This window comes from Streptomyces sp. NPDC055099, from assembly GCF_053607685.1.
Genome location: NZ_JBSGUA010000002.1, coordinates 552,570 through 574,979, shown reverse-complemented (window position 1 = coordinate 574,979; position 22,410 = coordinate 552,570). Strand labels below are relative to the sequence as shown.

Here is a 22,410-nt window from a genome sequence, read left to right as displayed (position 1 = left end):
TTCCGGTGGGCGGCTCTGGTCGCCCACCGGGAGCGGGGCCGGCCGGCTCAGGCGGTGAGCTCCGCCAGAACGGCCCGGCCCGCCGCGCGGTGTTCGGCTGCCGTGGTGGGGTCCGTCGTGTCGAGGATGGTGGCGATGCCCTCGTGTGCCAGGGCTTCCTCGTTGCGGTAGCCCAGGCGTGGGGCGAGGTCGAGGGCCTGGCGGTGCAGGCGCAGGGCCTCTTCGGGCAGGCCCGCGAGGCGGCAGGTCTCCGCGTAGCCGTTGAGGAAATGGATCTTCCAGTGTTCCTCGAAGAGCTCGTCGAGCAGCGCGAACGCCTTGCGGTGGCTGGCCAGCGCCTCTTCGTGGCGGCCCATGCGCCGGAGCGCGACACCCAGGCAGTTGAGGCACCACGCCTCGTTGTGCAGGTGCCCGTCCTCGCGGGCCAGCGCCAGCGCCTGGTGCAGGTGCTGCGCAGCCTCGTCGGGCTCCTCGTCGGCGATGGCCACGCCGAGGGTGATCCGGGCCGTCAGCGCGGGCGGCGCCGCGGGGTCCGCGTGGGGGATGTCCAAGACCTCCCGGGCCCGCTGCGCCGCCTCCTCGCGGTGTCCCAGTTGCAGCATCGCCCAGGCCTCGGACGCGGCCGCGGCGGCCTTGCCCGTCGGGCAGTCGGCCTGCTCGTACAACTTCCCGGCCAGCCGGAAGAGTTCGAGCGGCTCCTCGACGAACCCCTCGTCCCATTTCAGGTAGCCGCGCCGCAGGGTCAGCTCGGCCTCCGACCCCAGGTTTCCCACGCGAGCCGCTGCCTCGTACGACGCGGCGGCCTCCGCCATACGGCCCGCGTTGTAGCGGGCGAAGCCCAGGTCGCTGTGCGCGTTCGCCAGTTGGAGCGGATCGCCGATGCGTTCGGCGGCGGCCAGCGCCCGCTCGAAGAGGACGTTGAGGTGCGTCGTGCCGCACCGCCGGGCGAAGTACGCCCGCAGGAAACGCGGCAGCTCGCACACGTGCGCGTCGGCCCCGACGGCGGACGCCGTCTCGAAGGCGGCCACCAGGTTCTCGTACTCCGCGACGAGCCAGCCGAACGCCGCGTGCTTGTCGGGGAAATGACGCAGGGCGGCCGGAGCCCGGCCCGCCGATGGCGCCCGGACGGGGGACAGGAACGGCATCGCGGCGTCGGCGGCCGCCGCCGCGTGCACGTAGTAGTCGAGGAAGCGGCCGAGGGCCCGCTGCCGTTCCTCCGGTGAGTCCTGCTCCTCCCCGGCCCGGCGCGCGTGCTGGTGCACCAGATCGTGCAGGCGGTAGCGGCCCACCGTCGACTCCTGTACGAGGTGCGCGTCGACCAGGTCCTCCAGCATCGCCCGCGCGCTGCTCAGCGGCACGTCCGCGAGGGACGCCGCGAGATATTCGTCGAAGGAACCTCCCGGCAGCAGGCCGAGCAGCCGGAACAGGCGGGCCTGGGCGCGGTCCAACTGCCGTACGGACATGGCGAACGCGGTGTCGAACTCGCTCGCCCCTTCGGCCATCCGCTCGACCAGGATGCCCGCGGTCCAGCCGGGCCGGTGTCGCAGCCGGGCCGCGGCCAGGCGCAGCGCCAGCGGCAGGTGGCCGCACAGCCGCAGCACCTCGGCGGCGGACTCCGGGTCGCGGGCGAGCCGTCCCTCGGGACCGGTCGGGTCGCCGCTGGCACGGGCCAGGAGTTCCGCGCTCTCCTGCGGGCTCAGCACGTCGAGCGACACAGGCGGCACCTCGTCCAGGCCGAGGAGCCGGTTGCGGCTGGTGATCAGGGCCACGGACGGTCCGGCGCCCGGCAGCAGGGGGCGGACCTGGTCGGCGTCGGCGGCGTTGTCGATCACCACGACGACGCGCCGGTCGGCCAACTCGGCGCGCCAGCAGGCGGCCAGTTGCTCCACGCCTTCGCGGGGCACCTTCTCGGAGGGCACATCGAGCGCGCCGAGCAGCATCCGCAGCGCGGAGTCGGGGTCGAGCGGCTCCCGGCCCTCGGTGAACCCGTGCAGATCCACATAGAGCTGCGCGTCCGGGTAATCGGCGGCCAGCCGGTGCGCGGCATGGATCGCCAGGCAGGTCTTGCCGACCCCCGCCATGCCGTCGACGGCGACCACCCGGTGACTGGCCACCGCGGCGAGTACGGAGGCGAGTTGAGCCTCGCGGCCGGTGAAGTCGGGCACGTCGCGCGGCAGGTCGTTGCGGGGCCTCGGCCTGCCGTGGCGGCTGGATCGCGGGGGCGCGGGAAGCGGGTTGGAGGAGCGTTCCCACAGGGGGCGCAACGGGCGGGGGTCGCGCTTGACGAGACGGCAGAGCGCGACCACCGCGGGCCAGGGCGGCAGGGTCTGGCCGCTGAGGTAGCGGGACAGCGACGAGGAACTGAGGCCCGCGTCGCGCGCGAGGGCCCGTACGCCGAGCCCGGACAGTTCCTGGATCAGGCGGAGCCGCGCGGCCAGTTCGTTCTGCGGATCCGCCTTCGCCGTGCGTCCCGGCTCATCCACCAGATACCCCCCGTGTCCCGTGTCGCCAGAAACCTACCGGGCCACGTCGTCGCTGCTCAAGGGTGTTTCAGCTGTCCCACGGTGTCCCACCGCCGTGGTCGGGGCGAGCGGATCGGGCTGATATGGAGTCACGCCCCGGGGGAACGGGGCCGACCCGGAAGAAGGAGAACACCGAGATGCAGTCCCGTATGCAGAACCCCGCCGTCGTCCTGTCCGACGCCATGCCGGCCATCCAGACGCTCTTCAAGGCCGTGCACTCCGGAGGGGTGGAGGCGCAGACCCTGGAGCTGGTGCACCTGCGGGTCAGCCAGATCAACGGCTGCAGCGCATGCGTCGACGGCGGCGCCAAGTCGGCCCGCAAGGCGGGCGTCAGCGACGAGCGGCTCGCCACGGTCGCCGCCTGGCGCGAGGCCCCGTACTTCACCGAGCCGGAGCGGGCCGCGCTGGAGCTCGCCGAGGCCGCGACGCGCCTCGCCGACCGCGCCGACGCGGTGAGCGACGAGGTGTGGGACGCCGCCGCCACCCACTTCGACGAGAAGCAGCTGGCCGCTCTCGTCCTCATGACCGGTGTCACCAACTTGTTCAACCGCCTCAACGCCACGACCCGCCAGATTGCCGGCGCCTGGGGCTGACGCACCCCGTCGGAGGAGCCGCCACGGCGGCTCCTCCCGGGCACAACCGCTCATCACCCACTCACGTACGTAAGGAACCCACCATGACGACCGCACAGAAGACCGCGAAGTTCGACGGATTCACCGACGAGGAGCGCGGCGCGATGAAGGCCCGCGCCCAGGAGCTCAAGGCATCCGCGCGCCGCGGCTCGCGCGCCGACAAGGCGGCGGAGGAGGAGGCCGCCGTGGTCGCGAAGATCGCCGAGATGCAGGAGTCGGACCGCGTCATGGCCGAGCGGATCCACGCCGTGATCAAGGAGAACGTGCCGGAGCTGGCGCCGAAGCTCTGGTACGGGATGCCCTCCTACGCCAAGGACGGCAAGGTCGTCTGCTTCTTCCAGAGCGCACAGAAGTTCAGCGCGCGGTACGCGACGTTCGGCTTCAGCGACAAGGCGGGCCTCGACGAGGGCGCCATGTGGCCGGCCTCGTACGCCCTGAAGGAGCTGACCGCAGAGGGCGAGGCGCGGATCGCGGAGCTCGTGCGGAACGCGGTGAGCTGAGCCGCCACGTCAGGGTGAGGTCGCATACCGCGTGCCGACGTTCCCCGCGTGCCATTCGTGGTTGCCACCGACCCAGTTCGACAGGCCCGTCATGAAGCGGGCGACGAGTGGGTCGGTGGTGGAGAGCGCGGCGGCCTGTTCCTCGAAGAGGTGGACGATGTCGTTGTGGACCTCGATCGCCTTCTGGAAGGCGTCCTCGATGGAGCACTCCTCCTCGGCGGCGATCACGGTCGGCAGGCTGTAGTGGAAGCGTTCGCTCTGCTGCTCCTTGCGCAGCGAGTAGAGGTCGTTGCAGAGGGTCGCGGCGTTCGAGGACAGGGCGACGGCGCGCTGTACGGCGGGCTCGGCGAAGAGGTGGGCGGACAGCTCGTAGCCGCCGACGGCGTCGGTGATGGTCAGGCACGGGCGGAAGTTGTTGAACTGCCGCTGCACCAGGTACTCCCACACCGCAGGTGTGCGGCGCTGGGTGATGCAGTCGCCCTCGGCGTTGTAGCCGAGGTAGAGGCCGGCGATGTCGTGCCGGTAGCGGTGTGCCTGGGCCGGGGTGGACAGGGCCCGGAAGTGGTCCATGGCCGAGCGCATCGCGCGCAGCGCGGGGTGGGATTCCACCCCGGACCGCCAATCGGTCTCGTAGCGGGGGGTGTTGTGAGCCGGGTCTATCGCCGACTGGGCGACCGCGAGTGCCGCGCCGCGCCGGTCCGCGTGGCCGCCGTACTCCGCTTCGCAGAAGTAGTCGTCCACGGCGTTCTCGCCGACCAGCAGGCGTGCCGCGGCCATGAGGTGGTCGATGCCCGGCGCGTCCGGGTGGCACAGGACCACCGACCGCCCCGGGTCGAAGCCGACGAGCGCCTCCCGGTGCTCGGGGCCCGGGTAGAGGCCCACCTCCTGCTCGGCCCACTCGACGAGCCGGTGGTTGATCTCGTCGGCGAGCGCGCGGTCGTCCCGCACGGCCGGCGGGCAGTAGAGGCCTTCGATCCGTCGAGAGGACGGTTCGGAGTCCGCGTGGGTCTCCGCGGGTGACGCCGCGTCCGCTTCCGTGCCCGGTGCGAGGCGCAGGGAGTCGGTCCCGATACCGGACGGGCCCGAGAGGATCCGTGCCAGCGGCCGGGGTGAGGGAAGAGCCTTCGTGGGTCCGTCGGGCGTATGCGTTCCGGGAATGGGCGCCTTCATCCGCAACTCCGTCCACGGAAGGCTTCTCGGGCTTCGACGCAGGGATAGCACGGCCCTTGGGGCGCAACAAGGCGGTCCGCTCGATTTCCGGCCGTCCTCGGACGCGGAGGCTGCCGCTCCCGCAGCGGGTCACGCGTTGTTTGTGCAGCGTATCCGGGATGTGGGGAATCTGGCGCAAATGCGTGGTGTGGGCCTGAGGTCGCTCTCGACCGGCATCCTGGCGCGCTGCTTCACTTGCCGCGCAGCTCCTGGCAACGCAATGCGTGGGAGGGGACGAGGATGGCGACCGCAGCGTCGGCAGAGCAGTCGGAGCAACCTGAACAGAGCGCGGGGCAGGCGCAGTTGAGCCTGGGCATCGCGGCCGCACGCAATCTGGCGACCACCACCAAGACCGTTCCGCAGATGCAGAACATCAGCTCCCGCTGGCTGCTGCGGACGCTGCCCTGGGTGGAGGTGGGCGGCGGCACCTACCGGGTGAACCGGCGCCTGGTGTACGCGGTCGGTGACGGCCGGGTGACCTTCGTCCAGGAGGGCGCCGAGGTCCGCGTCGTCCCCGCGGAACTGGGCGAGCTCTCGCTGTTGCGCGGATACGACGACCCCGAGGTCCTGCGTGCGCTGGCCGAGCGGTTCCAGCAGCGGGAGTTGGCCCCGGGAGAGGTGCTCGCCCAGCAGGGGCGGCCGGCCGACCACGTCTACCTGATCGCGCACGGCAAGGTGGAGAAGACCGGGACCGGCAAGTACGGCGAGGAGACCAGGCTCGGGATGCTCGCCGACGGCGGGTTCTTCGGCGGGCAGGTGGTCGCGGACGAGCCCGGCGACTGGGAGTTCACGACGCGTGCGGTGACCGCGTGCACCGTCCTGGTGCTGCCCCGGCAGGCGTACGAGGAGGTCGCGGGGCAGAGCGAGGGGCTGCGGACCCACGTGCGGCAGCGTCAGGCCGAGGGGGAGCGGCCGCGCAACAAGCGCGGCGAGGCCGACATCGCGCTCGCGGCCGGGCATGCGGGCGAACCGATGCTGCCGGGGACCTTCGTCGACTACGAACTCGCGCCCCGCGAATACGAGTTGAGCGTGGCCCAGACGGTTCTGAAGATCCACACCCGGGTCGCCGACCTCTACAACGACCCCATGAACCAGGTCGAACAGCAGCTGCGGCTCACCATCGAGGCACTGCGCGAGCGCCAGGAGTACGAACTCGTCAACAACCGGGAGTTCGGGCTGCTGCACAACGCCGACTACGGCCAGCGCATCTCCACCCACTCCGGGCCGCCCACGCCCGACGACTTCGACGAACTGCTGAGCATGCGGCGCCAGACCAGGGCGTTCTTCGCGCACCCGCGTGCCGTCGCCGCCTTCGGCCGTGAATGCAACAGGCGGGGCATCTACTTCGGCGACACCGAGGTCGGCGGCCACCGGCTGCCCGCATGGCGTGGGGTGCCGATCTACCCCCTGGGGAAGCTGGAGGTCTCCGCCGAGGGCGCCACCTCCATCCTGGCGATGCGGATGGGCGAGGAGGCGGAGGGGGTGGTCGGCCTGCGTCAGACGGGGATACCCGACGAGTACGAGCCGGGTCTGAACGTGCGCTTCATGGGCATCAACGACCAGGCCGTCATCTCCTACCTGGTCAGCGCCTATTACTCGGCGGCCGTACTTGTCCCCGACGCGGTCGGAGTCCTGGAGAACGTCGAGGTCGCCCGGACGCCCGCCTGACACCGAAGGAGCTCTCACGATGACGGTGACTCCGGATGCCTCCGCCCGCGTGGTGCGCACGGCCTACCAGCGGGCGGTCGCGGACTACTGGAACAACGAGAAGGACCCGGTCAACCTCCGCCTCGGCGATGTCGACGGCCTCTACCACCACCACTACGGGATCGGCGACTGGGACCCGTCGGTCCTCGACGGTCCCGAAGAGACCCGGGACGAGCGCGTCATCGAGGAGATGCACCGTCTGGAGTCGGCGCAGGCGGACGTTCTCCTCGACCACTTGGGGGCGATCGAGCCCGGCCACCGTCTGCTCGACTCGGGCTGTGGCAGGGGCGGCACCAGCATCATGGCCCATCAGCGCTTCCGCTGCCGGGTCGACGGTGTCTCCATCTCCGAGGCACAGGTCGCATTCGCCAACGACCAGGCCCGTAAGCGTGGTGTGGCCGGGAAAGTGGGCTACCACTTCCGTAACATGCTGAACACGGGCCTCCCGGTCGGCGCCTTCCAAGGGATCTGGAACAACGAGTCCACCATGTACGTGGACCTGTTCCCGCTGTTCGCCGAGTACTCCCGGCTGCTGGTGCACGGCGGGCGCTACGTCTGCATCACCGGCTGCTACAACGACGTGACCGGTGGCCGCTCCAAGGCGGTCAGCCGCATCGACGAGCACTACACCTGCAACATCCACTCCCGTGGGGACTACTTCAAGGCGCTGGCGGCCAACGGCCTGGTCCCCATCAACGTCGTCGACCTCACCGCCGCGACCATCCCCTACTGGGAACTGCGGGCCAGGTCCCCGCTGGCCACCGGCATCGAGGAACCCTTCCTGACCGCGTACCGCGAAGGCAGCTTCCACTACCTCCTCATCGCCGCCGACCGCATCTGACCCGCCCCGCGTTCGCCCCGCTCGGGACTCAGTACGCCGCCGTGAACCGGGCGCGGTGGTGCTTGGGTCGCTCGGCCTCGTCGAGGAGGGCCACCGCGAGGTCTTCCATCGAGAGCGCGGAGACTCCGTGGGCGTCGACGATCAGTTCGTCGGCGCCAAGGCGGAAGCGGCCGGTGCGCTCGCCCGGTTCGAGGAGGGACGGCGGACTGAGGTAGGCCCAGTCGACGTCATGGGCGGTGGTGCGGCAGGCGTCGAGTTGTTCGTTGCAGGCCAGGGCGATGGGGCGCAGGGACGGCGGAAAGTCGGGGGCGTCCACGACCAGGGTCCCGTCGGTGCCGGGGAGGGTGAGACCGGCGGCGCCGCCGACGAGCAGGAGCCGTACGCCCGTGGCGTGCAGTCCGGTGAGCAACGCCCGGGTGACAGCGGCCAGTTCGGGTTCGCGGCCGGGGGCGGGGCGGGTCGCGGTGATCACCAGGTCCTGGCCCGCGGCGAGCGCCGTGACGGTCCGCGGGTCGGCGGCGTCACCGGTGCGGATTCTGGCGGCGGCGGGCAGTCCCGACGCCCGGGCCGGGTCACGGACTACCGCGGTGACCTCGTGCCCACGGGCCAGGGCCTCGCTGACGACGCGGCGGCCGACGTTGCCCGCGGCTCCGAAAACGGTGATGTTCATGGGTGCTCCTCAACTACGTGGATACGGAGGGCCAATGGGCGGGGCGGTAGCGGTCCCAGGCCCACACGGTCACGGCGCCGATGGCCAGGGCCGCCCCCAACGCGCAGGTCCCCGACCAGCCGGCCGCCGCCCAGACCACGGAGGCGAGCGCGGAGCCGGTGGCGCCGCCGAGGAAGAGGCTTGTCGCGAACGCCGAGTTGATGCGGTTGCGTGCCTCGGCGTCGAGCGCGAACAGGATGGTCTGGCTGCTGTTGAGGACCGCCTGCTGGCCGATGTTCAGGGCGACCACCCCGACCGCGAGCCAGAGCAGGGACCGCTCTCCCGCCAGCAGGGTCAGCCAGCCCGTGAGCAGCAGGGCTGTCGCGACGCCGGCCACGTGCTGGGCGTGGCCGGTGTCGCTCAGGCGCGCCGCGAACGTCATCGACAGGATGCCCACGGCGCCGACCAGGCCGAACAGCCCGATCGCGGGGGCCGCCCAGTGGAAGGGCGCACCGGCCAACAGGAAGGTCAGCGCGGTGAGCTGGACGCTGTAGGAGGCGAACGACAGGGCGCCGAGGAGGGCGCGGCGGCGCAGCACGCTCTCCTCGCGCAACAGGGAGAGCGTGGAGCGGAGCAGGGCCGGGTAGCGCAGGTCGGCGCTGACCGCGAGGTACGGCAGGCGGTGGTGGAGGACGACGGCGGCGCCCGTCATGAGGGCGGCGAGCACCCAGTACACGGTGCGCCAGCCGCCCAGTTCGGACAGTCCGCCCGCGGCGGTACGGGCCAGCAGACCGCCGAGCAGCACGCCGGACATGACGGTGGCGACGGCGCGGCCCCGGGTCGCCGCGCCGGCGAGGGCGGCGGCGTGGGCGACGACCACCTGCGCGCCGACGGAGGTGAGGGCGGCGAGGACGGTGCCGGTGAGGAGGACCGGGCCGCTGGGAGCCAGAGCCGAGACGCCGAGGAAGAGGGCGGTGGCCAGGAACAGGGTCACCGCGAGGCGGCGCCGGTCGACGACGTCGCCGAGCGGGACGAGCATGAGGAGCCCGAGCGCGTACCCGGCCTGGGACGCGGTGACGATGAGCCCCGCGAGGACGCTGCCGAGGTGGAGGTCGTGGGAGATGAGGTCGAGCAGCGGCTGGGCGATGTAGTTGCCCGCCGCGGACAGGCCGGTGGCGACGGCCATGAGGAGCAGCAGGCCGCGGCTTGGGGCGCTGCTCGCGTCCGGGTCCCTCGCGCGATGGTGGTCAAGTCCCGTCTGTGTCATGGCAGTCAGCCTGCGGCCGATGCCATTGATGAGTCCAACACATCCTTGTCATCCGAACGATCGCGCAGCACGATGGATCGCATGGAATTGCAGCAGTTGCGCTATGTCGTCGCGGTCGCCGAGACGGGTGGGTTCACGCGGGCCGCCGAACGGTGCCTGGTGGTGCAGTCCGCGCTCAGTCATCAGATCGGGAAGCTGGAGAAGGAGCTCGGGGCGCGGCTGTTCGAGCGGACGAGCCGGCGGGTGGCGCTCACGCCGGCGGGCGAGGCGTTCCTGCCCGCCGCGCGGCAGGCACTCGAGGCGTCGGAGCGGGCACGGGCCGAGGTGGCCGCGGCGACCGGTGAGATCCGGGGGCGCCTGGCCATCGGGGCGATCTCGACGGTGACGGCGGTCGACGTGCCGGGCCTGATGCGGGCCTATCACGCCACGTATCCGCAGGTCACGATGCGGCTGATCGACGGCATGAGCGAGGCTCTGGTGCGTGGGGTGCGGGAGGGGGCCCTGGATCTGGCGTTCCTGGGGGTGCCGCCGTCGTTCCGTACGGACGAGCCAGGCCTTGGCAGCCGGACGCTCGTGGTCGACCGCCATGTGGCGGTGGTCGCCCCCGACCACCCGCTGGCCGCCGCGGCGTCCGGTGAACCGCTGCCGCTCGAACGGCTGTCGGACGAGGTGTTCGTGGACTTCCCCGCGGGCATCGCGGCGCGGGCGCAGACCGACGAGGCGTTCCAGGCCGCGGGGCTGCGGCGCGAGGTGGCGTTCGAGGCCAAGGGGCTCGAGTTCTTCGCCGACCTGGTGCGTGGCGGGCTCGGCATCGCGCTGCTGCCCTCCCGCCTGGTGCCGAGGCTGCCCCGGCTTGCGGTGCTGCCGGTCGAGGGCGGGCCGGTCCGTGAGGAGCGGCTGGTGTGGAGCCGGACACGGAACTCACCGGCGGCGGCCGCGTTCCTGGAGTCGATCCCGCAGTCCATGCCGGACTGATCGTCGGCTGCCGCCGGGCACAGATACCGGCACCCGGGTGAGCCGTGTCTCACCAGGGCGGCGCCACTTGTTTATGCAACGAGTTGCATAGCAGGATCGGGGCATGGCGCTAGAGCACGCGATCCTCGTCTCGCTCCTTGAGAAACCGGGCTCCGGCTATGAGCTGGCCCGGCGGTTCGAGCGGTCCATCGGCTACTTCTGGACCGCCACCCACCAGCAGATCTACCGCGTCCTCAAGCGCATGGAGAGCGACGGCTGGATCGACGTCCGGGAAGTCGCGCAGCAAGCGCGCCCGGACAAGAAGGAGTACTCCGTCGCCGCCCTCGGGCGGACCGCGCTCTCCCGGTGGCTGCACGAGCCGATCGAACCCGAGAGCGTGCGGCACGAGCTCGCCGTGAAGATCCGCGGCGCGGCCTTCGACGATCCGGCCGCGCTGATCCAGGAGGTCGAGCGGCACCGCCAGGCGCACACCGACCGGCTCGCGCGCTACCTCGCGGGGGAGCTGCGTGACTTCACCGGACCCGACGCGCCCGCCACGCCCGACGCCGGGCAGGAGCTCCAGCATGTCGTGCTGCGCGGAGGCATCGCCTACGAACGCATGACGCTGGCCTGGCTCGATGACGTGCTCGCCACCCTCCACCGGCTCGGCCCCCAGGGCTGACCCGGCCTGACGTGCCACGAACCACCCCTCATCTCTTCGAACCCGACCAAACCTCCCGAGCCGGAAAGGCGAACACCCATGGCCGACCCGCTGCTGTTCAACCCGCGCACCTACGACCCGAAGCACTTCGACCCCGAGACCCGCAGGCTGCTGCGCGCCACCGTCGACTGGTTCGAGGCCCGTGGCAAGCGCCGGCTGATCCAGGACTACCGCGACCGCGCCTGGCTGGCGGACTTCCTGGAGTTCTCCGCCAAGGAGGGCCTCTTCGCGACCTTCCTCACCCCGGCGTCCGCCGCCGGGGACAAGCCGGACGCGCGCTGGGACACCGCCCGGATCGCCGCCCTGAACGAGATCTTCGGCTTCTACGGGCTCGACTACTGGTACGCGTGGCAGGTCACGATCCTGGGCCTCGGCCCGGTCTGGCAGAGCGAGAACGAGACCGCCCGTGCCCGTGCGGCCGAACTCCTCGACCAGGGCGAGGTGTTCGCCTTCGGCCTGTCCGAGAAGACGCACGGCGCCGACATCTACTCCACCGACATGCTTTTGGAGCCGGACGGCGACGGCGGCTTCCGGGCCACCGGCTCCAAGTACTACATCGGCAACGGCAACGCGGCCGGGCTCGTCTCCGTCTTCGGCCGCCGCACCGACATCGAGGGCCCCGACGGCTACGTCTTCTTCGCCGCCGACAGCCGCCACGAGTCCTACCACCTGGTCAAGAACGTCGTCGACTCGTCGAAGTACGTCAGTGAGTTCCGCCTGGAGAACTACCCGGTCGCGCCCGCGGACATCCTGCACACCGGCCGCGCCGCCTTCGACGCCGCCCTCAACACCGTCAACGTGGGCAAGTTCAACCTCTGCACCGCCTCGATCGGCATCTGCGAGCACGCGATGTACGAGGCCGTCACCCACGCCACGGGCCGCGTCCTCTACGGCCGCCCCGTCACCGCCTTCCCGCACGTGCGCCGCGAGCTGACCGACGCGTACGTCCGCCTCGTCGGGATGAAGATGTTCAGCGACCGCGCCGTCGACTACTTCCGCTCCGCGGGCCCCGACGACCGCCGCTACCTCCTCTTCAACCCCATGACGAAGATGAAGGTGACCACGGAGGGCGAGAAGGTCATCGACCTGATGTGGGACGTCATCGCGGCCAAGGGCTTCGAGAAGGACAACTACTTCGCGCAGGCGGCCGTCGAGATCCGCGGCCTGCCCAAGCTGGAGGGCACGGTCCACGTCAACCTGGCCCTGATCCTCAAGTTCATGGGCAACCACCTGCTCAACCCCGCCGAGTACGAGCCCGTGCCCACCCGCCTGGACGCGGCCGACGACGACTTCCTCTTCCGGCAGGGACCGGCCCGCGGCCTGGGCGCCATCCGCTTCCACGACTGGCGCACCGCCTACGACGCGTACGCCGAGGTGCCCAACGTCGCCCGCTTCCGCGAACAGGCCGACGCGCTCTGCGAGTTCGTCACCACCGCGGCTCCCGACGAGGAGCAGAGCCGCGACCTCCTGCTCGCCGTCGGCCAGCTGTTCGCGCTGGTCGTGCACGGCCAGCTCATCCTGGAGCAGGCACGCCTGACCGGCCTCGACCAGGACGTGCTCGACGAGCTGTTCGCCGTGCTCGTACGCGACTTCTCCGCGCACGCCGTCGAACTGCACGGCAAGGACTCCGCCACCGAGGCGCAGCAGGACTGGGCTCTCGGCGCGGTACGCCGCCCGGTCGTCGACGACGCGCGCTCGGCACGCGTGTGGGAGTGCGTCGAGGCGCTGGCCGGGGAGTACGAGATGGCTCCCTGATCCTCTTCAGCATGCATCCCGGGCGGATGGTGGAGGCGATCAGGCCTTACCATCCGCCCATGGGGCGGGACATGAGGGTTGTGCTGAAGGGGCGCGGGGGCGCCATGCGGCTGGAGAGCGGAGAGGTGCGTGTGGTGCGGGGGCGCGCGACGTGGCGGATACCGCTGCGGGCCGTGGGCGCCGTGGAGAGTGATGGCATGACCTCGGTGCGGCTGCGGATCAGCGGCGACACCTCGGGGGACGGGTTCCAGGTCAGCAGCGGCAACAGCAACGCGGTGGGCGCGTTCACCGAGGCGCTGCGGCAGGCCATGGAGGGCGTCACGCCGGTGGCGGACGGCGCGGCGCTGGTGACGACCGGGACCACGCCCCGGCCACCGCTTTCGCTGAGTACGCGCGCGGCCCAAGTGAGCATGGGAGTGTGCGGCTATCTGCTGCTGCTCGTCCTGCTGTTCACGGTGGTGCAGGCACCGGACCAGGTGAAGTGGCTGGCTCCCACCGCGTTCTTGCTGCCCGGCGGCGCCGGACTGCTGGCGCTGGCCTGGAAGTTCTTCCTCCGCGACCCGTGGATCCTGCGGCGTCGTGGCGTGACGGTGCCCGGTGAGATCGTCGACTACCGCACGTCGACCAGGCAGCAGGCCATGAACCCCGTCCTGCGGTTCACCACGACCGGGGGCGTGACGGTGACGCATGAGTCGTCGGTCACCGTGCTGATGCGGCGCCGCGATCCGGCCGTGGACGTCACCTACGATCCGGACGATCCCAGCAGGGTCCGCGGGGGCCGGGCGCTCGCCCACATGGGCGCCGGCCTCGTCCTCGGCGCGTTCGGCGCGACCGTGGCCCTCGTGCCTGTGACCGGATTCCTGATGACCGTGCTGGGCGATCTGCTGCAGGGCTAGACGAACCCCGGCGCACGCACCGCGGGAAACCCCTTGGATCAGACGGCGAACACCTGGGAGTCGTCGGCGAACGCCTTGAACTCCAGGGCGTTGCCTGCCGGGTCGAGCAGGAACATCGTGCGCTGCTCACCCTTCTCGCCCTCGAAGCGTACGTACGGTTCGATGACGAACTCGATGCCTGCCGTGCGCAGGCGCTCGGCCAGTTTCTGGAACTCGGGGACCGGCAGGATCAGCCCGAAGTGCGGCACCGGGACGTCGTGGCCGTCGACCGGGTTGTGCACGCGCTGGGCGCCCTTCGGCGCGAGATGCGTGACGAACTGGTGGCCGTGCAGATTCCAGTCCACCCAGGTATCCGCGCTGCGGCCCTCCTCCAGGCCGAGCACCTCACCGTAGAAGAGCCGCGCCGCGGCGAGGTCGTCGACCGGCATGGCCAGGTGGAACCGGGGGATGGGGGAGTCGGGGTCGGTCATGGCGCTGCCTCCTGTGACGGGAGTCTTGGCGGACCTTGGGACGAGCCCCCGGGTCACCCGCGGGCGCAGTCCGGGCACATTCCCCGGTACGTCACCTCGGCGGCGGACACGGTGAAGCCGTACCGCTCGGAGGCCGGCAGCGCGGCCAGGGGGTCGCCGCCGGGATGGACGTCGCGGATGGCGCCGCAGCCCGAGCACACCAAGTGCTGGTGGGGCTGGTGGGCGTTGGGGTCGTACCGCTTCGCGCGGCCGGTGGACACCTCGATGACCTCGCCGAGGGTGACCAGCTCGCCGAGGGTGTTGTAGACCGTGGCACGGGAGATCTCCGGCAGCCGGTCGGTGGCGCGCGCGAGGACCTCGTCCGCGGTCAGGTGGACATGCTCACCGTCGAGTACCTCGGCGACCACCCGACGCTGCGCGGTCATCCGCCAGCCACGTCCGCGAAGCCGTCCCAGAAGATCGCTCATGCTTACCAGCCTAACTGTGCTTTGTCTGACGACTGAATTCGTACGGACCCGTCTGTCGTATTGACTTGGACTTGGTCCATCGTAGGATCAGTTCCGGCCGACGGCCAAGGGACAGGGCAACAGCAGGGAACAGCACGTGACTTCAGGAGACGGGTCCGCTCGGCCCGGCATCCGGTACCCCGCTCGTGGAATCTCAATCCGGCGGGTCCTCCCGGCCGCCGAGGCCCGTGCCACCTCTGGGCGCCCCAAACTTTCCCGCCGTTCGCAGTTCCAGAGCACCGTGATCCGCCCCGTCCGGAAGGATTCCCATGACTGAGAACCATGACGCGATCGTCACCGACCCGAAGCCGGAAGAGACCGGCGGCTGCCCGGTCGCGCACGGTCGCGCGCCGCACCCGACCCAGGGCGGTGGAAACCGCCAGTGGTGGCCGGAGCGGCTCAACCTGAAGATCCTCGCCAAGAACCCCGCGGTGGCCAACCCGCTGGGTGAGGAGTTCGACTACGCCGAGGCGTTCAAGAGCCTCGACCTGCCGGCCGTGAAACGCGACATCGCCGAGGTCCTCACCACCTCGCAGGACTGGTGGCCCGCCGACTTCGGCAACTACGGCCCGCTCATGATCCGCATGGCCTGGCACAGCGCCGGCACCTACCGCATCAGCGACGGCCGCGGCGGCGCGGGCGCCGGGCAGCAGCGCTTCGCCCCGCTCAACAGCTGGCCGGACAACGTCAGCCTCGACAAGGCCCGCCGGCTCCTTTGGCCGGTGAAGAAGAAGTACGGCCAGAACATCTCCTGGGCCGACCTCATGGTCCTCACCGGCAACGTGGCCCTGGAGACGATGGGCCTCAAGACCTTCGGCTTCGCCGGTGGCCGCGCCGACGTCTGGGAGCCCGACGAGGACGTGTACTGGGGCCCCGAGACCACCTGGCTCGACGACGAGCGCTACACCGGCGACCGCGAGCTGGAGAACCCGCTCGGCGCGGTCCAGATGGGCCTCATCTACGTCAACCCCGAGGGCCCCAACGGCAACCCGGACCCGGTCGCCGCGGCCCGCGACATCCGCGAGACGTTCCGCCGCATGGCGATGAACGACGAGGAGACCGTCGCGCTCATCGCGGGCGGCCACACCTTCGGCAAGACCCACGGCGCGGGACCGAGCGAGGCCGTCGGCGACGACCCCGAGGCCGCGTCCATGGAGCAGCAGGGCTTCGGCTGGAAGAACACCCACGGCACCGGCGTGGGCAAGGACGCGACCACCAGCGGCCTCGAGGTCATCTGGACCACCACGCCCACGAAGTGGGGCCACGACTTCTTCAAGCACCTCTTCGAGTACGACTACGAGCTCACCCAGAGCCCGGCGGGTGCGCACCAGTGGGTGGCGACGAACGCCGAGGAGATCATCCCCGACGCCTTCGACGAGTCCAAGAAGCACCGTCCGCAGATGCTCACCACGGACCTGTCGCTGCGTTTCGACCCGGTGTACGAGCAGATCTCGCGGCGTTTCTACGAGAACCCGGACCAGTTCGCGGACGCGTTCGCCCGCGCCTGGTACAAGCTGACGCACCGTGACATGGGCCCGGTCGTGCGCTACCTCGGCCCGGAGGTGCCCGACGAGGTGCTGCTGTGGCAGGACCCGCTGCCGGCGGCCGAGGGCGAGCCGGTCGACGCCTCGGACATCGCATCGCTCAAGGAGAAGATCCTCGCCTCGGACCTCACCACCGCGCAGCTCGTCTCCGCGGCCTGGGCCGCGGCGTCCTCCTTCCGCGGCAGCGACAAGCGCGGTGGCGCCAACGGCGGTCGTATCCGTCTGGAGCCGCAGCGCAGCTGGGAGGTGAACAACCCGGACAGCCTCGCGCAGGTGCTGCGTACGCTCGAGGGCATCCAGTCGTCCTTCAACTCCGGTGCCAAGAAGGTCTCGTTGGCCGACCTGGTCGTTCTCGGCGGCTCCGCGGCGGTCGAGAAGGCGGCCAAGGACGCGGGTGTCCAGGTCGAGGTGCCGTTCACGCCGGGCCGTGTGGACGCCACGCAGGAGCAGACGGACGTCGAGTCGTTCGCCGCGCTGGAGCCGACCCACGACGGCTTCCGCAACTTCGTCGGCAAGGGCAACCGCCTGCCGGCCGAGTACCTGCTGATCGACAAGGCGAACCTGCTGACCCTGAGCGCGCCCGAGCTGACGGTCCTCGTCGGCGGTCTGCGCGTCCTGGGCGCCAATCACGCCGGTTCGAAGCACGGCGTGTTCACGGACAGGCCGGGCACCCTGTCGAACGACTTCTTCGTCAACCTGCTCGACATGGGCACGACCTGGAAGTCGACGTCCGAGGCGCAGGACGCGTTCGAGGGCCGTGACGCGAGCGGCGCGGTCAAGTGGACCGGCACCCGCGCCGACCTCGTCTTCGGCTCGAACTCCGAGCTGCGCGCGCTCGCCGAGGTCTACGCGAGCGATGACGCGAAGGAGAAGTTCGTGAAGGACTTCGTCGCGGCGTGGAGCAAGGTGATGGACCTGGATCGGTTCGATCTGGTCTGAGTTCTCTGAGTTGGGTGGGATGTCCGGGGCGGCCTGTGCGGGTCGGCCCGGACATCCTTTTGCGGATGTCCCGAAGGTCTCGCTCTAGGTGTGCTGTTCCGGCATGTCACCCGGTCGTGTCACCTGTGCGGCGACAAGGCCTACAGTTCCCGTCGCAACCACCGCTACCTACGGCGGCGTCAGATCAAGCACACCAACCCGGAGCCGGCCAATCAGCAGGCGAATCATGAACGTGCTCAAGGGGTTTCGGGCCCTCGCCACGAGGTACGACAAGCGTTCCTACGTCTTCCACGGCACCGTAGCTGCCAGCCGGATCTGGCTCCGGCCCTGAGCACGGGATACAAGCTGTCGCGCACGGCTCCCGTGCCTGACGATGCACCCGCGCAAAGTCCACTTGATCGACCGGCTTAGGGTTCCTGCATGACGAGCACACTCTGTCTGCGGGAGATCACCCAGGACAACTTCGACGCAGCGATCGGTCTGCGGGTTCATCCGGATCAGGAGCACTTGGTCGCGCCGGTCGTGAAATCTCTGGCCGAGGCGTACATCTATCCCGGCATAGCCTGGCCTCGCCTCATCCTTGACGGTGACCGTCCCGTCGGTTTCCTCATGGCCTTCTTCGATATCGACTGGAGGGGCGACGGCACAGGCTCCGACATCCGTTCCGGCCTCTGGCGGCTCAACATCGCAGATGGCGAACAGCGTCGAGGCTACGGTCGTTTCGCGGTGGAGTCCGTTGCTGCTGAAATCCGCGGTCGCGGCGGCGCTCGTCTGACCACCACTTGGCATCCGGGCACGGGCGGCCCTGAAGCTTTCTACCTCGGGCTCGGATTTCGTCTGACAGGTGAGACCAGCGGAGGCCAGACAGTCGGCGAGCTGGACTTGTGTTAGGACTCGACCTATCGGACATGTCCTAGACCCCCACGGCCGGTACGCGCCGAGTGCATCGCCTCGACAGTCGTCGTCAGCAGCACGTCGAGCAGAGCCGCACGCGCTTGGTTTTCAAACGTTCCCCGCGATGCCCGCAGGCCCGCGGGCAGGATCAGTGGTGTGCGATCGACGCGGCGAAACTCAACGGGGAGCTTGATGGACAGTTCGGCCCACACGACCTTCCCACCCACGAGCGGCCGGTAGACATCCCATCGCTTGGCAAGCTGCTCGACCAGCAGTAGGCCGCGGCCGCCTTCCGCTTCAAGCGAGGGGTTTCTCCGCACGGGCGGTGCTTCCACTCGGTCCCAGACCTCAACGTAGAGGCAGGGTCCGAGGGATCGAAGCTGTATCCCGATGACGTGCTCGTCGACGATCTGCCACGGCTGTGGCTCCGGCTCTGTGATGCCACTCGCCTTCACCGCGTTGGTGACCAGCTCACTCATGATGAGCGACGCGGTCTCCGTGTGGTCTGCGAGTTGCCAGAGCGCCAGTGTGTGACCAACGAACATCCGCGCGCAACCGACGGCCCTTGGTACGGCAACCACGCGAAGCGAGGATGCGTACAGAGGAATCGGGATCACGGTCTCGGCGCTCACGACGCAGCACTCCTCGGCTGCGCGATCTTGCTCTGGATGACCCAGAGGTGCGCGCCGATCTCGCGCTCGATGTGGTCACGCATGGCGGTTTGCAGACCAGGAAGCCGGGCGAAGTGCCAGAGAGACGGCACGATCACGTGGTTCACGTCTGTGGTCCTGAGCGCATCGATCATCGTGAAGTAGGCCGACTCTTCATCGGAACCGAGCCTTTCGACGAAGAGCCGTCCCAGCTCGAAGCCTTCGTGGGTGGCATGGACAGCCAACTCACGCTCGATTGTTTCGTTCTCGCTTGGGTGATCACCTGTGGCAAGACGCATGTAGCCAAAGACGATGGGTCGCATCCGTTCCTCCTGAGTGGCTGGAAACGGTTGGCGAGCGGTGGTACGGGGATTCCATCTGCTCGCCAACCTGTGAGCCAGAGAAGCGGATCTACCAGCGAGGACGCCACAGCGAACGTGCTGCACACGTGCCGCATCCGTGTGGCATTGCCTGGTCTGGCCTGCACGGACGCCGGGGGTGCCGATACGGTGGAAACTCGCCCCGAGCACCGGAGGGTTGGGCGGTGGCAACGAAGCGCGTACGTCTGGCTCAACGTCGCAAAGCTGCAGGCTTCACGCAAGAAGGCTTGGCGGAGTCCCTCGGCGTCGAGCGTTCAACAGTAGGTCGCTGGGAGAGCGCCGACACGGAGCCACAAGCCTGGGTACGGCCAAAACTGGCGCGGGCACTTGAGGTCTCGAGTGACGAACTGCAAGCGCTCCTGGGCGACGTCATCGCTACCGATGTCCGCCCCGGTGCGCATGTGGCATATGCGCTGGAGAACCCGGCGTCGGCCGACCTCGTGGTGGTGGCCTACCTTCACGAACAGCTGCGCCAGCTCGATGAGTCCTACGACCAAGAGGCGTCGACGGCTCTCCTCGGCCGAGCCGGTCAGCTGCACGGTCAGGTGCGCTTCCTCCGCGAAAACGCCACGAACCCTCGCGTACGTCGTGCGCTCTACGCGGTCGAAGCCGACTCAGCGACGTTCATGGGGCAGCTGGTGTGGGATGTCAGTCAACGACGAGACCACCATGCGCCCGTGCAGTACTTCAATGAGGCAGTTGGTGCAGCGAAGCACGCGCACGATCCCTCGGCCGAGGCATACGCCACGCTCCGAAAGAGCTTCGTCGCGCTCTACGGTGAGAAGAACCCGGTACGCGGGGTGACGCTCGCCGAGCAGGCTGCCGAGGCCGCCAAACTGGCCAGTCCGTCACTGACAGGACTCTCGCTTCTTCACGTCGCCGAGGGTCACGCCATGAGCGGCGCGCTCTCCGAGTGCGAAAATGCCCTCAAGAAGGCTGATACTCAGTTCAACCGTGTGCACCCCGATGACGTGGCCGCGCCGTATTACACAGTCAACGAGTTCAACCGGCTCGCCGGGTCGTGCTACCTGTTCCTCGACCTACCGGAGCGGGCTGAGCCCATTCTGCGCATGAATTCGCGGGCGCTGGCGTCCAAGAAGAAGAGTCAAGCCATCGCGCTGGGGAATCTGACCTTGGCGCTCATCCGTCAAGGCAAGCTGGACGAGGCGGCGAGCGTCATGCATCGCACAATTGATGCCGTCGAGCTGACGCGCGGCGGAGGTGGTCTTAATCTGGCGTTCACTGCCGGGCGCGAACTACGGCAGTGGCGGCACGAGCCGTGGGCGCAGGAAATCAATGACAGGTTGCTTGCACTCATGGCCATATAGGACAGGCGGGGCGTGACTGACATCGACCAGGCCAAGCAAGCCGTCCGCGAGCGAGTGTGGCGGCGACTCATTGACGGTGGTGGCGCACCAGCTGATTCGTACGGGAAGATCCCCGGCTTCTACGGGACCGAGGGAACGGCCGTTCAGTTGGCCGGTCTGGATGAATGGCAGCGAGCCGCGACCGTCAAGGCGAACCCAGACTGGGCACAGCTCCCCGTCCGTGTCCGCGCCCTGAAGGACGGCAAGCGCGTCTACATGGCCGTACCGAGGATGGCGAGCGCCGAGCCCTTTTACTTGCTCGATCCCAGAGCACTTGGCATGCCGCCCGAGGCGGCCGCCGAGAAGCAGGGCGCGGCCGAGGTTGCCCCGCGGGTCGGTGTGCAAGAGGTCGCACCGATCGACATCGTCGTCTGCGGCAGCGTGGCCGTGAACCGCTCCGGTGCCCGCATCGGCAAGGGCGCCGGGTACTCCGACCTAGAAGTTGCGCTTCTTGTCGAGGCCGGCCTGGTCACGGAGAAGACCATCATCGTGGCGCCTGTGCATGAGCTCCAGGTCATCGAGGATGACATTCCTGAGACGGAGCACGACTTCTCGGTGGACTACATCGTCACGCCGGACCAGGTGATCCACTGCCCTGACCGCCGACGGCCGCCTGGCCTGGTGTGGGATGACCTCACGCCCGAGAAGATCGCGGCGATCCCGGTGCTGGCGCAGCGGAAAGCTGCGCACTAAGCACAGCCTTCCGTCAGTTCACCGCTCCATAACCCCGTGGCGAAAGACCGGGCGCGTCCTTCGCCTACCGCTACCGCGTCGTGGTGGCCGACGGAGCCTGGGACCACGGGCGTGTCACCACGCACCTGAAGGGACTGACATGGTGAACCTTCCCCACCCGCTGCCGAGCCTGCCGCACCCCCTGCCCGGAGCCGTCGGCCTCTCCCACCTGAGCGCCTACGACTGGGAGGCCGCCGACGGCGTATGCGGCGGCAGCCCGCATCTGCACCTGGTCTGCACGGAGGCGTACGTCGTCACCGGTGGCCGAGGCGCCGTTCAGACCCTCAGCCCCGAGGGATATCGCGAGGTGCCCCTGGAAGCGGGCTCCGTCGCGTGGTTCACGCCCGGAACCGTGCACCGCATGGTGCAGGGCGGCGACCTGCGGATCACGGTCCTGATGCAGAACAGCGGCCTGCCCGAAGCCGGGGACGCCGTCTTCACCTTCCCGCCCGACGTCCTCGCCGACCCCGAGCGGTACGCCGCCGCGGCGAAACTCCCCGCCAAGACGGGCCCGGAGGCGGAAGCCGCCGCCCGCAAACGCCGTGATCTGGCCGTCGAGGGATACCTGCCGCTGCGCGAGGCCCTGGACGCCGGGGACAACGGCCCCTACCTGGAGTTCCAGCGGGCCGCGGCCCGGCTCGTGCGGGACAAGGTCCCCACCTGGCGCGAGCTGTGGCGGGCCGGAGCCCTCGCCACCGCCGAACGCACCGGCGCCCAGCTCGACGCCCTGGAGTCCGGCAGCCCCGATTACCTCGCGGGCGCGGGCTCGTACGACAGCCGTCCGTCGCGCCGCGGCGGCTACGGCATGTGCGGGCGCCGCGACGAGTACGAGCTGCCGGGGACCACGCTGCCGTACCACGGCGCGTAACCGCCCCCGCTCGTAGGAGCGTCCGTCAGGAAACAGAGGGGAGAGGTGTCATCGGCATGCCCGGAAACAGGAAAAAGTGGTACTGCGTGGGGGTGCATGCGGGCCCGAGGTCGGGTCGGCCGACCTGCCGGCATGACGAAACCCCGCACCTGGGCGGCGCGGGGTTGGCGGGTGTTGCTAGCGGAGGGGAGGCAGTGCCGCCTCCGCGTGGTCGATGACGTTTCCGTTGGAGCAGTTGTTCTTGTGGTCGCTCACGTAGTCGCCGAGTACGGGCACGACGGCGACCTCTTGCAGGCAGACGGCCGCGGCGGTGAAGTTCCAGTTGTTCGCCGCGTTGGGGCCGCCGCCGAAGTTGCTCTCGTTGTCGGCGTGGGCGGGGGTGGCGAGAGCGATGCCGCCGAGAGCGA

22 protein-coding genes and 2 pseudogenes are annotated in these 22,410 nt (G+C 69.7%); 15 read left to right on the top strand and 9 right to left on the bottom strand.

Annotated features, from left to right (window positions below):
* Nucleotides 1-47: 47 nt before the first annotated feature.
* The gene (locus tag ACWFRU_RS07025) at nucleotides 48-2,483 is read right to left on the bottom strand and encodes an ATP-binding protein (RefSeq protein ID WP_453685072.1); all 2,436 of its coding nucleotides are present in this window, start codon (nucleotides 2,481-2,483) and stop codon (nucleotides 48-50) included.
* A gap of 176 nt (nucleotides 2,484-2,659) precedes the next feature.
* Between ACWFRU_RS07025 and ACWFRU_RS07020 the strand changes: the two genes are divergently transcribed.
* Complete coding sequence (locus tag ACWFRU_RS07020) at nucleotides 2,660-3,115, top strand: carboxymuconolactone decarboxylase family protein (RefSeq protein WP_453685071.1); 456 nt, start codon at nucleotides 2,660-2,662, stop codon at nucleotides 3,113-3,115.
* 83 nt (nucleotides 3,116-3,198) lie between these two features.
* Entirely contained in the window at nucleotides 3,199-3,654 is a 456-nt protein-coding gene (locus ACWFRU_RS07015; protein WP_453685070.1) for an iron chaperone, read from the top strand.
* A 9-nt stretch (nucleotides 3,655-3,663) separates the two neighbouring features.
* Here the strand turns inward: ACWFRU_RS07015 and ACWFRU_RS07010 are convergent, their stop codons facing one another.
* Complete coding sequence (locus ACWFRU_RS07010) at nucleotides 3,664-4,824, bottom strand: family 2 encapsulin nanocompartment cargo protein terpene cyclase (RefSeq protein WP_453685069.1); 1,161 nt, start codon at nucleotides 4,822-4,824, stop codon at nucleotides 3,664-3,666.
* 279 nt (nucleotides 4,825-5,103) lie between these two features.
* On the opposite strand from ACWFRU_RS07010, the gene ACWFRU_RS07005 reads away from it, so the two are divergent.
* Together ACWFRU_RS07005 and ACWFRU_RS07000 are read left to right on the top strand one after the other, a co-directional pair.
* Nucleotides 5,104-6,531 carry a family 2B encapsulin nanocompartment shell protein gene (locus tag ACWFRU_RS07005; RefSeq protein ID WP_453685068.1) on the top strand — a complete coding sequence of 476 codons (1,428 nt, stop codon included), beginning with the start codon at nucleotides 5,104-5,106 and terminating at the stop codon, nucleotides 6,529-6,531.
* 19 nt (nucleotides 6,532-6,550) lie between these two features.
* Nucleotides 6,551-7,411, top strand: coding sequence for a geranyl diphosphate 2-C-methyltransferase (locus ACWFRU_RS07000; RefSeq protein ID WP_453685067.1), 861 nt, complete (start codon nucleotides 6,551-6,553; stop codon nucleotides 7,409-7,411).
* A 28-nt stretch (nucleotides 7,412-7,439) separates the two neighbouring features.
* Here ACWFRU_RS07000 and ACWFRU_RS06995 read toward each other — a convergent pair whose 3' ends face one another.
* Nucleotides 7,440-8,081 carry an NAD(P)-dependent oxidoreductase gene (locus tag ACWFRU_RS06995; protein ID WP_453685066.1) on the bottom strand — a complete coding sequence of 214 codons (642 nt, stop codon included), beginning with the start codon at nucleotides 8,079-8,081 and terminating at the stop codon, nucleotides 7,440-7,442.
* A 13-nt stretch (nucleotides 8,082-8,094) separates the two neighbouring features.
* A complete protein-coding gene (locus tag ACWFRU_RS06990; protein WP_453685065.1) occupies nucleotides 8,095-9,327 on the bottom strand; it encodes an MFS transporter in 1,233 nt (410 codons plus the stop codon).
* Nucleotides 9,328-9,408: 81 nt separating this feature from the next.
* Between ACWFRU_RS06990 and ACWFRU_RS06985 the strand changes: the two genes are divergently transcribed.
* From ACWFRU_RS06985 to ACWFRU_RS06970, 4 genes are all read left to right on the top strand, one after another.
* Nucleotides 9,409-10,302, top strand: coding sequence for a LysR family transcriptional regulator (locus tag ACWFRU_RS06985; protein WP_453685064.1), 894 nt, complete (start codon nucleotides 9,409-9,411; stop codon nucleotides 10,300-10,302).
* A 103-nt stretch (nucleotides 10,303-10,405) separates the two neighbouring features.
* The gene (locus tag ACWFRU_RS06980) at nucleotides 10,406-10,963 is read left to right on the top strand and encodes a PadR family transcriptional regulator (protein ID WP_453685063.1); all 558 of its coding nucleotides are present in this window, start codon (nucleotides 10,406-10,408) and stop codon (nucleotides 10,961-10,963) included.
* 78 nt (nucleotides 10,964-11,041) lie between these two features.
* The gene (locus ACWFRU_RS06975) at nucleotides 11,042-12,757 is read left to right on the top strand and encodes an acyl-CoA dehydrogenase family protein (RefSeq protein WP_453685062.1); all 1,716 of its coding nucleotides are present in this window, start codon (nucleotides 11,042-11,044) and stop codon (nucleotides 12,755-12,757) included.
* A gap of 71 nt (nucleotides 12,758-12,828) precedes the next feature.
* The gene (locus tag ACWFRU_RS06970) at nucleotides 12,829-13,653 is read left to right on the top strand and encodes a hypothetical protein (protein WP_453685061.1); all 825 of its coding nucleotides are present in this window, start codon (nucleotides 12,829-12,831) and stop codon (nucleotides 13,651-13,653) included.
* A 38-nt stretch (nucleotides 13,654-13,691) separates the two neighbouring features.
* Here ACWFRU_RS06970 and ACWFRU_RS06965 read toward each other — a convergent pair whose 3' ends face one another.
* The gene (locus ACWFRU_RS06965) at nucleotides 13,692-14,123 is read right to left on the bottom strand and encodes a VOC family protein (protein ID WP_453685060.1); all 432 of its coding nucleotides are present in this window, start codon (nucleotides 14,121-14,123) and stop codon (nucleotides 13,692-13,694) included.
* A 53-nt stretch (nucleotides 14,124-14,176) separates the two neighbouring features.
* Nucleotides 14,177-14,590: a Fur family transcriptional regulator gene (locus ACWFRU_RS06960; RefSeq protein ID WP_363308688.1), complete on the bottom strand. Its 414-nt coding sequence runs from the start codon at nucleotides 14,588-14,590 to the stop codon at nucleotides 14,177-14,179.
* A 308-nt stretch (nucleotides 14,591-14,898) separates the two neighbouring features.
* On the opposite strand from ACWFRU_RS06960, the gene katG reads away from it, so the two are divergent.
* From katG to ACWFRU_RS06945, 3 genes and pseudogenes are all read left to right on the top strand, one after another.
* Nucleotides 14,899-17,112 carry a catalase/peroxidase HPI gene (gene katG / locus ACWFRU_RS06955; protein WP_453685059.1) on the top strand — a complete coding sequence of 738 codons (2,214 nt, stop codon included), beginning with the start codon at nucleotides 14,899-14,901 and terminating at the stop codon, nucleotides 17,110-17,112.
* A 108-nt stretch (nucleotides 17,113-17,220) separates the two neighbouring features.
* Nucleotides 17,221-17,443 (top strand): annotated as a pseudogene (locus ACWFRU_RS06950) (IS5/IS1182 family transposase); the annotation flags it as partial.
* Nucleotides 17,444-17,532: 89 nt separating this feature from the next.
* Nucleotides 17,533-18,003 carry a GNAT family N-acetyltransferase gene (locus ACWFRU_RS06945; protein ID WP_453685058.1) on the top strand — a complete coding sequence of 157 codons (471 nt, stop codon included), beginning with the start codon at nucleotides 17,533-17,535 and terminating at the stop codon, nucleotides 18,001-18,003.
* Between the two features lie 8 nt (nucleotides 18,004-18,011).
* Here the strand turns inward: ACWFRU_RS06945 and ACWFRU_RS06940 are convergent, their stop codons facing one another.
* Nucleotides 18,012-18,638 (bottom strand): ATP-binding protein, encoded by a 627-nt coding sequence (locus ACWFRU_RS06940; protein WP_453685057.1) that lies wholly within the window; start codon nucleotides 18,636-18,638, stop codon nucleotides 18,012-18,014.
* Nucleotides 18,635-18,979 carry a recombinase family protein gene (locus ACWFRU_RS06935; RefSeq protein WP_453685056.1) on the bottom strand — a complete coding sequence of 115 codons (345 nt, stop codon included), beginning with the start codon at nucleotides 18,977-18,979 and terminating at the stop codon, nucleotides 18,635-18,637. The genes ACWFRU_RS06940 and ACWFRU_RS06935 overlap by 4 nt, the downstream gene beginning before the upstream one ends.
* A 221-nt stretch (nucleotides 18,980-19,200) precedes the next feature.
* Here ACWFRU_RS06935 and ACWFRU_RS06930 point away from each other — a divergent pair, with 221 nt between their 5' ends.
* From ACWFRU_RS06930 to ACWFRU_RS06915, 4 genes and pseudogenes are all read left to right on the top strand, one after another.
* Entirely contained in the window at nucleotides 19,201-20,364 is a 1,164-nt protein-coding gene (locus ACWFRU_RS06930; protein ID WP_453685055.1) for a helix-turn-helix transcriptional regulator, read from the top strand.
* Between the two features lie 12 nt (nucleotides 20,365-20,376).
* Nucleotides 20,377-21,096, top strand: coding sequence for a 5-formyltetrahydrofolate cyclo-ligase (locus tag ACWFRU_RS06925; protein WP_453685054.1), 720 nt, complete (start codon nucleotides 20,377-20,379; stop codon nucleotides 21,094-21,096).
* A gap of 47 nt (nucleotides 21,097-21,143) precedes the next feature.
* A pseudogene (locus ACWFRU_RS06920) lies at nucleotides 21,144-21,242 on the top strand (oxidoreductase); the annotation flags it as partial.
* Nucleotides 21,236-22,003: a cupin gene (locus ACWFRU_RS06915; protein WP_453685053.1), complete on the top strand. Its 768-nt coding sequence runs from the start codon at nucleotides 21,236-21,238 to the stop codon at nucleotides 22,001-22,003. The pseudogene ACWFRU_RS06920 and the gene ACWFRU_RS06915, both read left to right, overlap by 7 nt.
* Before the next feature lie 177 nt (nucleotides 22,004-22,180).
* Here ACWFRU_RS06915 and ACWFRU_RS06910 read toward each other — a convergent pair whose 3' ends face one another.
* Nucleotides 22,181-22,396, bottom strand: a complete 216-nt coding sequence (locus ACWFRU_RS06910) for a hypothetical protein (RefSeq protein WP_453685281.1) — start codon at nucleotides 22,394-22,396, stop codon at nucleotides 22,181-22,183.
* Between the last annotated feature and the right edge of the window lie 14 nt (nucleotides 22,397-22,410).

What these genes read in the sequence shown, in the direction of transcription:
- ACWFRU_RS07020 (WP_453685071.1), top strand. Translation starts at nt 2,660, where the DNA reads ATGCAGTCCCGTATGCAGAACCCCGCCGTCGTCCTGTCCGACGCCATG.
- ACWFRU_RS07015 (WP_453685070.1), top strand. Translation starts at nt 3,199, where the DNA reads ATGACGACCGCACAGAAGACCGCGAAGTTCGACGGATTCACCGACGAG.
- ACWFRU_RS07010 (WP_453685069.1), bottom strand. Translation starts at nt 4,824, where the DNA reads ATGAAGGCGCCCATTCCCGGAACGCATACGCCCGACGGACCCACGAAG.
- ACWFRU_RS07005 (WP_453685068.1), top strand. Translation starts at nt 5,104, where the DNA reads ATGGCGACCGCAGCGTCGGCAGAGCAGTCGGAGCAACCTGAACAGAGC.
- ACWFRU_RS07000 (WP_453685067.1), top strand. Translation starts at nt 6,551, where the DNA reads ATGACGGTGACTCCGGATGCCTCCGCCCGCGTGGTGCGCACGGCCTAC.
- ACWFRU_RS06995 (WP_453685066.1), bottom strand. Translation starts at nt 8,081, where the DNA reads ATGAACATCACCGTTTTCGGAGCCGCGGGCAACGTCGGCCGCCGCGTC.
- ACWFRU_RS06990 (WP_453685065.1), bottom strand. Translation starts at nt 9,327, where the DNA reads ATGACACAGACGGGACTTGACCACCATCGCGCGAGGGACCCGGACGCG.
- ACWFRU_RS06985 (WP_453685064.1), top strand. Translation starts at nt 9,409, where the DNA reads ATGGAATTGCAGCAGTTGCGCTATGTCGTCGCGGTCGCCGAGACGGGT.
- ACWFRU_RS06980 (WP_453685063.1), top strand. Translation starts at nt 10,406, where the DNA reads ATGGCGCTAGAGCACGCGATCCTCGTCTCGCTCCTTGAGAAACCGGGC.
- ACWFRU_RS06975 (WP_453685062.1), top strand. Translation starts at nt 11,042, where the DNA reads ATGGCCGACCCGCTGCTGTTCAACCCGCGCACCTACGACCCGAAGCAC.
- ACWFRU_RS06970 (WP_453685061.1), top strand. Translation starts at nt 12,829, where the DNA reads ATGAGGGTTGTGCTGAAGGGGCGCGGGGGCGCCATGCGGCTGGAGAGC.
- ACWFRU_RS06965 (WP_453685060.1), bottom strand. Translation starts at nt 14,123, where the DNA reads ATGACCGACCCCGACTCCCCCATCCCCCGGTTCCACCTGGCCATGCCG.
- ACWFRU_RS06960 (WP_363308688.1), bottom strand. Translation starts at nt 14,590, where the DNA reads ATGAGCGATCTTCTGGGACGGCTTCGCGGACGTGGCTGGCGGATGACC.
- katG (WP_453685059.1), top strand. Translation starts at nt 14,899, where the DNA reads ATGACTGAGAACCATGACGCGATCGTCACCGACCCGAAGCCGGAAGAG.
- ACWFRU_RS06945 (WP_453685058.1), top strand. Translation starts at nt 17,533, where the DNA reads ATGACGAGCACACTCTGTCTGCGGGAGATCACCCAGGACAACTTCGAC.
- ACWFRU_RS06935 (WP_453685056.1), bottom strand. Translation starts at nt 18,979, where the DNA reads ATGCGACCCATCGTCTTTGGCTACATGCGTCTTGCCACAGGTGATCAC.
- ACWFRU_RS06915 (WP_453685053.1), top strand. Translation starts at nt 21,236, where the DNA reads ATGGTGAACCTTCCCCACCCGCTGCCGAGCCTGCCGCACCCCCTGCCC.